Origin of the sequence: Hafnia paralvei ATCC 29927 (assembly GCF_001655005.1) — a bacterium.
GTDB lineage: Bacteria > Pseudomonadota > Gammaproteobacteria > Enterobacterales > Enterobacteriaceae > Hafnia > Hafnia paralvei.
Genome location: NZ_LXET01000007.1, coordinates 89,214 through 101,732 on the forward strand (window position 1 = coordinate 89,214; position 12,519 = coordinate 101,732).

Annotated in this window: 8 protein-coding genes; 7 read left to right on the forward strand and 1 reads right to left on the reverse strand. The window is 49.6% G+C overall.

The window, feature by feature from the left end; genetic code table 11:
* The first annotated feature begins 40 nt into the window (after positions 1-40).
* From yhdP to tldD, 3 genes are read left to right on the forward strand one after another with little or no spacing between them, the layout of a single operon-like run.
* The gene (gene yhdP, locus M988_RS01975; RefSeq protein WP_064572603.1) at positions 41-3,844 is read left to right on the forward strand and encodes an AsmA2 domain-containing protein YhdP; all 3,804 of its coding nucleotides are present in this window, start codon (positions 41-43) and stop codon (positions 3,842-3,844) included.
* Positions 3,845-3,848: 4 nt separating this feature from the next.
* On the forward strand, positions 3,849-4,697 hold the full coding sequence (gene nit1, locus M988_RS01980) for a deaminated glutathione amidase (protein ID WP_008815385.1): 849 nt from the start codon (positions 3,849-3,851) through the stop codon (positions 4,695-4,697).
* Between the two features lie 7 nt (positions 4,698-4,704).
* Entirely contained in the window at positions 4,705-6,150 is a 1,446-nt protein-coding gene (tldD, locus tag M988_RS01985) for a metalloprotease TldD (RefSeq protein WP_064572607.1), read from the forward strand.
* A 544-nt stretch (positions 6,151-6,694) separates the two neighbouring features.
* On the opposite strand, the gene aaeR is transcribed toward tldD, so the two are convergent.
* Positions 6,695-7,615 (reverse strand): HTH-type transcriptional activator AaeR, encoded by a 921-nt coding sequence (aaeR, locus tag M988_RS01990; RefSeq protein WP_008815383.1) that lies wholly within the window; start codon positions 7,613-7,615, stop codon positions 6,695-6,697.
* 412 nt (positions 7,616-8,027) lie between these two features.
* Between aaeR and aaeX the strand changes: the two genes are divergently transcribed.
* The 4 genes from aaeX (at position 8,028) to pyrB (ending at position 12,509) form a co-directional block, all read left to right on the forward strand.
* On the forward strand, positions 8,028-8,231 hold the full coding sequence (gene aaeX / locus M988_RS01995; protein WP_004097177.1) for a p-hydroxybenzoic acid efflux pump operon protein AaeX: 204 nt from the start codon (positions 8,028-8,030) through the stop codon (positions 8,229-8,231).
* Between the two features lie 19 nt (positions 8,232-8,250).
* A complete protein-coding gene (aaeA, locus tag M988_RS02000; protein WP_004097178.1) occupies positions 8,251-9,174 on the forward strand; it encodes a p-hydroxybenzoic acid efflux pump subunit AaeA in 924 nt (307 codons plus the stop codon).
* 91 nt (positions 9,175-9,265) lie between these two features.
* On the forward strand, positions 9,266-11,227 hold the full coding sequence (gene aaeB / locus M988_RS02005; protein WP_008815381.1) for a p-hydroxybenzoic acid efflux pump subunit AaeB: 1,962 nt from the start codon (positions 9,266-9,268) through the stop codon (positions 11,225-11,227).
* Positions 11,228-11,573: 346 nt separating this feature from the next.
* Positions 11,574-12,509, forward strand: a complete 936-nt coding sequence (gene pyrB / locus M988_RS02010; RefSeq protein ID WP_008815380.1) for an aspartate carbamoyltransferase — start codon at positions 11,574-11,576, stop codon at positions 12,507-12,509.
* Positions 12,510-12,519: the final 10 nt, after the last annotated feature.

A 12,519-nucleotide genomic window follows, 5' to 3' on the forward strand; every position in this document is an offset into this window, starting at 1 on the left:
TGCACGCTCAACTTACGATAATGATTTCAAGGAGAAGAGCGTGAGGCGATTGTCTGGATACTTACTAGCGACACTGGTGACATTGACTGTGCTAGTGGCGCTGATAGTGAGTGGCCTACGTTTGGCCTTGCCTCATCTTGAGCGTTTTCGTCCACAAATCGTTGAAAAGATTGAGCAGTATTCTGGTGTGCCGATGAAAATCGGTTCGCTAGATGCCAGCTGGCAATCATTTGGTCCAACGCTGGATGTGCGCGATATTTCACTGGCACAGCCCAAAGGTAATATTAGAATTCAGCGCGTGACCGTGGCGCTGGATGTATGGCAGTCTTTACTGCACTGGCGCTGGCAGTTCCGCGATCTGACATTTTATCATTTAAACGCTAACAGCAACGAGCCTTTCAGCCGCTCTTCATCGGGTTCCGATGGGGTCGAAAGCGACACCCTCACCAATATTTTCCTCTATCAGTTTGACCATTTTATCCTGCGCGATAGCAAGGTAACGTTTCCTAGCCCGTCTGGCACGCGCATTCAACTTAACATCCCTAATCTGACATGGTTAAACACCGCCACGCGTCATCGTGCTGAAGGACAGGTGATGTTCTCGACGCAAGAAGGCCAGCATGGCAATTTGCAGGTTCGAATGGATTTGCATGATAAAAATGGCTTGCTGAGCGATGGTCAGGTCTATTTACAGGCCGATGAGATTGAGATGAAGCCATGGCTGAGTCGCTGGGTGAATCGTAATACGGGGCTGCATAGTGCGAAGTTCAGCCTTGCCTCGTGGCTCACGGTGACTGACGGGGAAATTCAAGGTGGGCATCTGGTTCTCAAACAAGGTGAGGCCAATTGGAGCACCGCGGATAAACAGCACGATCTCACGGTTGATAACCTTAATTTGCAAGTAGGGCGAGTGGCTGGCGGCTGGACCTTTGATATTCCTCAGCTTAACCTCGCTACCGATGGCGTTGCGTGGCCTAAAGGCTCACTCAGCGCAATGTATCGCCCTGAGAATACCCGCTTCATTGGTCCCGACCAGCCAGAGGAATTGCGCCTGCGGGCGACAGATTTACAGCTAGAGCGCATCGGACCTATTTTACCGACGTTGGCGTTCTTGACTCCGGATGCTATTGGCCGTTGGGATGACATTAGGCCCAAGGGGCATATTTCCTATGCAGGGGTTGATATTCCCCTACAGCAGCCTGAGCGTTCACGGTTTATTGGTGCATGGCAGGATGTGAGTTGGCAGGCATGGAAATTATTGCCAGGCGTGAACCACTTCAACGGTAGTGTTTCCGGCAGCGCGATGAATGCAGGGCTGCACTTCTCCTTGAAAGATAGCGTATTACCCTATGGCGATATGTTCCGTGCACCGTTGGAAGTCAGTCACGCTAGCGGCTATACCTCCTTTATTAATAATGATAAAGGCTGGTCGCTATCAGGTGACAATCTTGATGTTCAAGCTAAATCTCTATGGGCGACAGGCGAGTTTAAATATCAGTCCCCTAAAGAGGGGCAGCCGTGGCTGAGTATTTTGTCGGGGATTCGGTTGTATGACGCCGCGCAGGCGTGGCGCTATTTTCCTGAGCCGCTAATGGGAACGCACTTGGTAGACTATCTGACCGGTGCGTTAGAAGGCGGCAAAGTCGATAATGCAACCTTGGTGTATGCCGGTAATCCGCATTATTTCCCGTATCAGCATAATGAAGGCCAGTTCCAAGTGTTCGTGCCGTTGCGTGATGCGACGTTCCGCTTCCAGCCAGAGTGGGCGCCTCTGAGCAATTTGGCGATAGACTTGAACTTCCTCAACGATGGGTTGTGGATGGACGCACCGCATACCAAGCTGGGCGATGTCGATGGCACGGATATCACGGCGGTTATCCCTGTATACCACAAGGAAAAACTCCTCGTTGATGCCAAGGTTTCAGGCTCAGGAAAAGCGGTGCATGAATACTTTAAAACGTCACCGTTAGCTGATTCTGTGGGCGCTGCGTTAGATGAGCTGGAAGTCGGTGGAAATGTCAGTGGGCGCTTACATCTCGATATTCCCTTGGATGGCAAAGCCACTCGCGCCTCGGGGGATGTCACGTTCAAAAATAACGCTTTGCTAATTAAGCCCCTTGATAGCACCTTTACCCAGCTAAACGGTTCCTTGCACTTCGATAATGGCAATTTAACCAGCAGCCCAATGAATGCGTCGTGGTTTGGTCAGCCAGTGAATTTCACTTTCTCAACGGCTGAAGGGGAGCAGGACTTCGGCGTTGATGTTGCGCTAAATGCGGATTGGCAGCCTGCCAAGTTGCCATGGATGCCGACGGCTCTGGCGAAAGATGTCAGTGGTTCCGCGCCTTGGAATACTAAAGTTGCGATCAAACTGCCGCATAAAGGCCATCCATCGTATGACGTTCAGGTCAATGCAGATCTAAAAAATGTAAGCAGTCACTTACCTTCTCCACTGGATAAAGCAAGAGGAGAGGCATTGCCGCTCGTGGTTAATGCCAAAGGCGATCTTAATGGTTTTATGCTTTCGGGAAGTTTGGGGTCGGAGAATCATTTTAATAGTCAGCTTATTCTACAAAAACACGGTGTGAAACTGGCGCGAGCGGCGTGGAGTGATAACAGTCGCAAGGTTCCAGCGCTGCCAGAAAGTGAATCGTTGACGTTAAATCTTCCTGCGCTGGATGGTGAAGAGTGGCTGGCGGCATTGGCGCCTGCGCTGAGCGATAAATCGAAAACCTCAGGCTCCAGTTTTAGCTATCCGCAAGTGGTGAATCTGAGTACGCCGCAGCTAATTCTGGCAGGGCAAACATGGCATCAGCTAACCGTGTCGGCTTCTAAGCTGGCGAACGGTACCCATATAAGTGCTAAAGGGCGCGAAATTAACGGCGTGGCCGATCTTGATAACAATAACGTACTGCGCGCGAATTTGGCGTATTTGTATTATAACCCGGAGTGGAGCACGGCGACGCCAGCACCTAGTGAGGCTCCGCAGGTCCCTTCTACCGTCAAAAAAATATCTTTCAGCCAATGGCCAAGCATGATACTTCGCTGTCAGGACTGCTGGATGATGGGGCAGCGGTTACGTCAGGTTAATGCTGATTTGACCCCTCGCGGCGATCAGTTGGTATTGAGCAACGGGTTGATAAATACTGGCAATACTCAACTGACGCTTACGGGGACCTGGAACCAAAGCGGCGATAAAGATCATACCACGCTCAAAGGCCGGCTGAAGGGCGCTAACGTGACCAACAGTAGTGATTATTTTGGCTTTGCATCTCCGTTAAAAAACTCACCTTTTGATATCCATTTCGATGTGAATTGGATGGGTGAACCATGGAGCCCACAGGTGAACTCGCTTAATGGAACGCTAAGCAGTAAGCTGGGTAAAGGTGAGATTGATAACGCGGGCGGTGGTCGAGCAGGGCAACTCCTACGTTTGGTGAGTTTTGATGCATTGCTGCGTAAGCTAAAACTTGATTTTAGCGATACGTTTGGTCAGGGGTTCTACTATGACAGCATTCGCGGCAATGGTAAGTTTAAAAATGGTATTTTATCCACGAATGATTTGCTGGTAGACGGGTTAGCCGCTGATATAGCGATGGATGGTTCAGTGAACTTTGTCACACGCCGTATCGATATGCAGGCTGTTGTCGCGCCTGAGATTTCGGCGACTGTAGGCGTTGCTACCGCATTTGTTATTAATCCCGTGGTGGGGGCCGCGGTGTTTGCCGCATCGAAAGTGCTTGCCCCATTGTGGAATAAAATATCGCTCATACGCTACAACATTACAGGTAGTTTAGATCACCCAACTATTAATGAAGTGTTACGCCAGCCAAAGGAGAAATAGCACGATGAGGAATGCAAATATTGCTTTATTGCAACTGTGCAGCGGAGATAACATCCGGTCGAATCTGGCGCAAATAGAACAGCAACTCAAACAGTTAAATAGCAATATCAAGCTGGTCATGACGCCAGAAAATGCGCTGTTGTTTGCTGATTCGAAAGCATACCATCAACAGGCGGAACAGGAAGGCACTGGGCCATTGCAGGATGCCATCCGTGATATGGCGCGCCGCTACGGCGTGTGGATTCTTGTCGGCTCTATGCCACTCGTCAGTCGTGAAGACAGCAAACAAATCACCGCGAGCAGTCTGTTGTTTGACGATCAAGGCGAGCTGAAAGCGCGTTATGACAAGCTACATATGTTTGATGTTGATATCAAAGATACTCACGGTCATTACCGCGAGTCTGATACCTATCAGCACGGCCAGCACCTTACCGTCGTGGATACACCGGTAGGCAAATTGGGCATGACAATTTGCTATGACCTGCGTTTCCCTGGCTTATTCCAAGCGCTGCGTGATAAAGGCGCAGAAATTATTTCCGTTCCGGCTGCGTTCACCCGCGTGACCGGAGAATCTCACTGGGAGATTTTGCTGCGCGCACGCGCTATCGAAACCCAGTGCTATATTTTGGCTCCGGCTCAGGTTGGCCGTCATGGCGCAACTCGCCGTACATGGGGGCACACCATGGCGGTTGATGGCTGGGGCAATGTGATTGAACAAAATGCCGATTTGGTTATGCCGATTAAAGTGAAGGTGAATACTCACTCACTTGAGAATATCCGCACCCAAATGCCAGTCGCCCAACACAACCGATTCCAGCCGAAGCTGGTTAATCCTTTGGATAAACAAGAGTAAAAACGCTATGAGTCTGACGTTCGTCAGTGAGCAGTTATTGGCTGCTAACAAACTGAGTCATCAAGATCTGTTTTCAGTATTGGGCACACTGGCTGAGCGTCAGCTTGATTATGCTGACCTCTATTTTCAGTCCAGTTACCACGAATCTTGGGTGATTGAAGACCGTATCATTAAAGACGGTTCTTACAACATCGATCAAGGCGTTGGTGTGCGCGCTATCAGCGGCGAGAAAACCGGTTTTGCCTATGCGGATCAGATTACCCTTAACGCGCTCAATCAAAGCGCTCAGGCCGCTCGTAGCATTGTGCGTGAACAAGGCAATGGCAAAGTCCATACCTTGGGCAACATCCCTCATAGTTTACTGTATCCAGCCATTGACCCGCTGCAAAGCCTGCCACGTGAAGAGAAAATTGCGCTGTTACATCGTGTGGACAACGCTGCTCGTGCTGAAGATCCGCGAGTGCAGGAAGTTTCAGCCAGCATTACTGGTGTATATGAGCTGATTTTGGTGGCTGCGACCGATGGCACGCTGGCGGCGGATGTTCGTCCGCTTGTACGCCTTTCGGTAAGCGTACTGGTAGAAGAAGATGGTCGCCGTGAGCGCGGTTCTAGCGGTGGTGGCGGTCGTTCCGGTTATGAATATTTCCTCGAAATGGTCGATGACGACGTTCGCGCGGATGCGTTTGCTAAAGAAGCAGTGCGCATGGCGTTAGTGAATTTATCGGCGGTTGCAGCTCCTGCGGGCTCGATGCCGGTAGTTCTGGGGGCAGGTTGGCCGGGCGTGCTGTTGCACGAGGCGGTAGGCCATGGTTTAGAAGGTGACTTCAACCGTCGTGGTACGTCAGTATTCAGTGGTCAGATGGGGCAGTTAGTTGCCTCTGAGCTGTGTACCGTGGTTGATGACGGCACTATCAGTGGTCGTCGTGGTTCCCTAGCTATCGATGATGAAGGCGTGCCGGGTCAGTACAATGTATTGATTGAAAACGGTATTCTGAAAGGCTTTATGCAGGACAAAATGAATGCCCGTTTGATGGGGCTTGCTCCAACTGGAAATGGTCGTCGCGAATCTTATGCGCATCTGCCAATGCCACGTATGACCAACACATACATGCTGGCAGGAAAATCTACCCCACAGGATATTATTTCCAGCGTCGAGTATGGCCTGTACGCGCCAAACTTCGCGGGCGGTCAGGTGGATATCACTTCTGGTAAATTTGTGTTTTCTACCTCAGAGGCTTATCTGATCGAGAATGGTAAAATCACTAAACCGGTAAAAGGCGCTACGCTGATTGGTTCTGGTATTGAAGCAATGCAGCAAATCTCTATGGTCGGCAACGATCTGGCGCTGGATAAAGGCGTCGGCGTGTGCGGTAAAGAGGGGCAAAGCGTACCGGTCGGTGTTGGACAACCAACTCTGAAGCTAGATTCAATGACGGTGGGCGGGACGGCGTAACTCCCGTTTCTGAGATGCCATCTTCGCTCCATTTTGGTATCGGTCATCTAGCCCCGCCTCAAACCCCGCCGGTACATCTCCCTGTACCGGCGGCTCTTCCTACCAAGACTTAAACAATTATAAAAACAAAAACAGAGTGTGGCCTAATGCTGGTCACTTAAGCGTGATTTTAGGGGAAGTACACCGATGGGGTCGTAGCAGCTTTAGCTGCCGGAGCGCCCCGCGGTGTGCTAACCCCGTGTATCTCGATCTCTTAAACGATCAGCATTAGAGTGTGGCCTTTCTCTTTTGCTGTTGACCTTTTCTGGCACGTTGTCGTTCAGCCGAAGGGAGGAATGAAGGCTAGGATTCGCCGACAGGGATGCGCCGAATACTCGCGATTGCCGTTCGTTCCGTTAAGGCCGGAATGACGAGATTCGGACGCCTGCACAGTGTCTATGCAGATTCCAATGCCATTAGGCGTACGAAACTTTACATATCAATTTCATACACTTAAATCTGAGGTTTTTTATCTCAGTTTCACAAAAACATCCATAAAACAAATCTATGCCCCCTGCCTATAATCCTGATAAATCTCCCCAACCTTCGCGAAATACTCCGTCAAATAGTTGATGCATACCTGCACTTTTAGCGGCAGCTTATCTTTTTGCGTATAGAGAGCATAAACCGGCCTTGGGTCGGATTGGTAGCGGCTGAATAGGATCTCCACTTCTCCGCGTTTAATTTCATCAATAATCCACATCAATGGCACGTAAGCGATGCCTACGCCAGCGCACAGCCAGCGGATTAGTGTTTGTGAGTCATTGGTTACGAAGCGCCCTTGTGGTGACAGGCGCAGCGTTTGGCCTTCGGGCGCGATTAGCTCAAATTCGCTGTCTGGACGTACGCTGTAGGTTAGCCAACTGAAGCTGGCGATATCGCTGGGCTTTTCTGGGGTGCCTTGCTGTTGCAGATAGCTTTTTGCCGCACAGACCACCATTGGCATTGAACCTAGCCGTTTGGAAAATAGACTTGAGTCCTGCAGTGCACCTACGCGTACGACTAAATCAAGGCCGTCAGCAATGAGATCTGGAGCCGGAACACCGGTCACCAAGTCAATAGAAAGGCCGGGATATTCACGCAACATTCGCGCCGTCATAGGGGCGATGACGTTTTGCGCCATCGTAGAAGAACTGCCGATTCGCAGCGTACCCGTCGGCGTATTATTGAAGGCGTAGATTTGTTCATGAACTTCCTGTGCTTCAAGCAACATTTTCCGGCAGCCCTGATAATAAATTTTCCCTGCTTCGGTTAAACCAATGCTTCGGGTACTGCGGTTTAGTAGCTTAATATTGAGCTCGTTTTCAAGCTTGGAGATGGTCTGACTGATAGAAGAAACGCTCATCTCAAGCTGCCGCCCTGCGCTGGTAAAAGAACCACATTCCACCACTTTGGCAAAAACAGCCATACGCTTAAGTCGTTCCATTATTCAATCTACCTTAATAGGAGAGCGATGCTATAGCTGCATAAAACGCCATGCATCCGGAGTTTGTGGGGTTGATGATAGCTTAAATATTCTACCGATTGTTTATTTTAAATAAAAAGTGATTTAGCTCACATATTCTATACATGGTGATTATTATTGCGCTAAGATATTGTCATTGACGATGCGGAACAATCCTCTGCGTACCAAACAACGAAATGTCCTTCTGCAATCAGATCCTGTAGCTCACATCCTCTGACAGACATCCTTTTTTGCGTTAACCGCCATCAGCCAGCTTCCTAGGATGAGGGCGATTAGTGGATCGTGTCAGGCCGAAATGATTGAGTTTGGGAGATACGGATGACCAAGTGTTTCGCGTTGAGCTAGGCTAAATATTATTTGAGTGGAGAGAACTATGGGGCTGCTACCGGTAATGGTCGTTTTTGGCCTTTCCTTTCCACCGGTATTTTTTGAATTGCTGGTGGCTTTGCTGCTGTTTTTACTATTTCGGCGCGTGTTACAGCCGACAGGGATCTACGATTTTGTCTGGCATCCGGCACTGTTTAACACCGCGCTGTACTGCTGTTTGTTTTATTTGATTACCTGCTTATTTGTCTGAGGTCACTGTGAATCAAATTATGATAAGAATGACCCGCATCGCTATTACCGTGGTCATCGTGATACTAGCGGCTATTGCCGTTTTCAAAGCATGGGCCTTTTATACCGAATCACCATGGACGCGCGATGCGAAATTTACTGCTGATGTCGTCGCGATTGCGCCCGACGTGAGTGGTTTACTTTCTGACGTTCCTATTCACGACAACCAGTTGGTCAAAAAAGATCAAATCTTGTTTGTCATTGACCGTCCTCGTTATCAAGAGGCGTTGAATCAGGCTGAAGCCGATGTGCGTTACTACCAGACGTTAGTGGCGGAAAAAGCCAAAGAGGCTGGGCGTCGTGTACGCTTAGGCGTTCAGGCGATGTCGCAGGAAGAGATTGATCAGTCGAGTAACGTGCTGGCGACGGTTCGCCAGCAGTTGGCAAAAGCGCAATCAACGCGTGATCTGGCGAAGCTTGATTTGGAGCGCACCGTGGTACGTGCTCCTGCTGATGGCTGGGTAACTAACCTCAACGTTCATCAGGGCGAATTTATCAACCGTGGCGCTACCGCGGTGGCATTGGTCAAAAAAGGTACGTTCTACATTCTTGCTTATATGGAAGAGACCAAACTCGATGGCATTAAGCGTGGCGATCGCGTGGAGATCACTCCGTTGGGCAGTAATCGTATCCTATATGGCACGGTAGATAGCATATCGGCAGGCGTGAACAACAAAAGTTCTACTGCGGATAGCAAAGGGCTAGCAACCGTCGATTCCAACCTTGAGTGGGTACGTTTGGCACAGCGTGTGCCGGTAAAAATTCTGCTTGATGGTAACGAGCAGGAGTCTCCTTATCCTGCAGGGACAACCGCGACCGTGGTGGTTAGCAATCAGCAAGATGTGGAACGAAAATCGTCATCGCCGATTGTTCAACTGCTACATCGTCTGCGCGAATTCGGCTAAGTCGCTTTCCCATCTCATTTCACTGATGTTTATGCGATTTGCACACTAATAACGTGCAAATCGCGATCATTTTAGCGCAAAAGAGGCAATGATGAATAATGGTGGCATGTTTTTGCGCTTACGTTTTGCCTGTAAGTTAGCATTTGCTATCGTGCTGGCGCTGTTTTTGGGATTCCACCTGAACCTAGAGACTCCGCGCTGGTCGGTATTAACCGCGGCTATCGTCGCTGCGGGGCCCGCGTTTGCAGCGGGCGGAGAACCCTTCTCAGGTGCCATTCGTCACCGTGGTTGGCTACGTATTATTGGCACGTTTATCGGTTCGATTGGCGGCCTGCTGATTATGATGCTGTTTATCCGTGCACCGTTGGTGATGATGCTACTCTGCTGCGCATGGGCAGGAGTGTGTACTTGGATTTCTTCGCTGGTACGAATCGAAAACTCATATGCGTTTGGGTTAGCAGGTTACACTGCGCTGATTATTGTGGTGACTACGGCAACGGAGCCGCTGTTGAGTCCGCTGTATGCGGTAGAACGCTGTAGCGAAATCGTACTGGGTATCGTCTGTGCTGTGCTGGCCGATATTATTTTCTCTCCACGTTCGATCAAAAGTGATATTGACCGTGTCGTGAGTTCGTTGATCGTCGATCAATTTCGGTTACTGCAAATGTGTGTTCGGCCAGATGAACGTGAAGTGATTGATAAATCATGGAACGATCTGGTTAAGGGAACCAATGCGCTGAACGGAATGCGCGGCAATTTGATGCTGGAGTCAACTCGTTGGGTGCGGGTTAACCGTCGCTTAAAGGCGCTAAATACGGTTTCTCTCACGCTGATCACCCAAGCCTGTGAAACGTTTTTCATTAGTACCAATGCGCCAGAGCGTATTCCTAGTGAAATGCAGGTGTTGATCCTTGAACCAGTTGAAACTATTGGTGATGTTCACAAGCGTATGAAGCAACTGCGCCAGTTGCTATCCATGCAGCCGACCGGTAGCGTGCCGCTAACCATCAGTAGTTGGATTGGTGCCGCAACGCGTTATCTGCTGCTCGCTAAAGGTGTTCACACCAATAGCAGCATCAGCTCGGTGGAAGAAAATATCCTCGAAGGTGAATACGTGGTGAAACCCGCTTCCGCAGAGCGTCACCACGCGATGATAAACGGCTTACGTACGTGGGCTGCAACCTCAATTGGTGCGCTATTCTGGTTGTGGACCGGTTGGACTTCCGGTAGTGGCTGTATGGTGATGATCGCAGTCGTTACTGCACTGGCAATGCGCACGCCGAATCCTCGTATGGCCTCCATCGATTTCCTATTAGGCACAATGATGGCGCTGCCGATTGGCGCGTTGTTCTACATGCTTATTCTGCCAGCCACACAGCAGAGTATGCTGTTATTGTGCATTAGCCTTGGATTAATGGCGTTCGTTATTGGTCTGGAAGTACAGAAACGCCGCTTGGGTTCACTGGGGACGTTGGCATCGACCATTAATATTATGGTACTCAGTAACCCGATGACATTCCCTGTCAGCAGCTTTTTAGACAATGCGATAGGGCAGGTTATCGGTTGCTTCGTGGCGATGGTCGTGCTGTTCTTGATTCGTGATCGCTCAAAAGCGAGAACAGGGCGTGCTCTACTGAATGGTTTTGTCTATAGCGCGGTGTCTGCACTCACGACCAATCAGGCTCGCCGTAATGAAAACCATCTGCCAGCGCTTTATCAGCAGCTATTCCAACTGTTGAATATGTTCCCGAACGATATTGCTAAATATCGTTTAGCGCTGACGCTGATTATTGCTCACCAGCGTTTACGTAACGCGCCGATTCCCGTAAATCAGGAGCTCTCTGATTTCCATAAACAGATCCGCGCCACGGCAAATAAAGTGATTTCCGCAGGCAGCGATACTAAACGTAGAGGGTATTTTTTCCGTCTACTCGAGGAACTGAATGAATACCAGCAACGTCTGGTGCACTATCAGGCTCCCTATACCGTTACTATTCCTGTGAAACGGTTGGCGGATATGCTGGATAAGTACCAACATGCGCTGATTGATTGAGTCCTAGACTGGTTTTTGTTATCCGGCAGAGAAAAGGTAAACGTTTGCGCAGGATCATTAAAACAGCAATTTATCGCTTGCACACGCGCTCCGGCTGAGTATAATGCCCGACAATTTGCCGGGAGACTGCATGAAAAACGTTGTGGCTATGAGTGCTGTTTGGGTCGCTAGTCGACTAAACGCCCTGCCTGAACAAGGCGGCTGCCACCGTTTTTTCCTTCCGTTGCTAAAACGATCGTTAATCGCCCCTCAATGAGGGGCTTTTTTTTGCCCAGCGATCGCGTTGATGACATTTTAAACATCCAGTAACCCCAGCCAGCGGGCGTGAAAAACAGGAGAACAAGAAATGGCTAATCCGTTGTATAACAAAGATATCATTTCCATAAACGATCTAAATCGTGATGAGTTGGAGTTGGTATTACGCACTGCTGCAAGCCTGAAGGCACACCCGCAGCCAGAATTGTTGAAGCACAAAGTGATTGCCAGCCTGTTCTTCGAGGCTTCCACGCGAACTCGTCTCTCTTTCGAAACCTCCATGCACCGCCTTGGTGCCTCCGTAGTCGGCTTCTCCGACAGCAGCAACACGTCTCTGGGTAAGAAAGGTGAAACGCTGGCAGACACTATTTCCGTTATCAGCACCTATGTTGACGCGATAGTGATGCGTCATCCGCAAGAGGGGGCTGCACGTTTGGCCACCGAGTTTTGTGGTTCTATTCCGGTGGTAAATGCCGGTGATGGCTCCAATCAGCACCCAACACAAACGCTGCTGGATTTATTCACTATTCAGGAAACGCAGGGCCGTTTAAATAACATCAATATCGCGATGGTGGGCGATTTGAAATATGGCCGCACAGTGCATTCATTAACTCAGGCGCTGGCGAAGTTTGAGGGAAATCGTTTTTACTTCATCGCACCGGATGCGTTGGCGATGCCAGCTTATATTTTAAAAATGCTGGATGAAAAAGAAATTCAGTACAGCCTGCACACCAGTATCGAAGAAGTGATACCGGAATTAGATATTCTGTATATGACCCGTGTACAGAAAGAGCGCTTAGATCCGTCAGAATATGTGAACGTAAAATCACAGTTTGTTTTACGCGCTTCTTCTTTGGAAGGCGCTCGCGACAATATGAAAGTGCTACATCCACTGCCGCGTATTGATGAGATCACCAATGATGTTGATAGCACGCCATATGCTTATTATTTCCAGCAGGCAGGCAACGGTATCTTCGCTCGTCAGGCATTGTTGGCACTGGTCTTAAACGCTGAACTGAACTTTTAATCGAGGACGC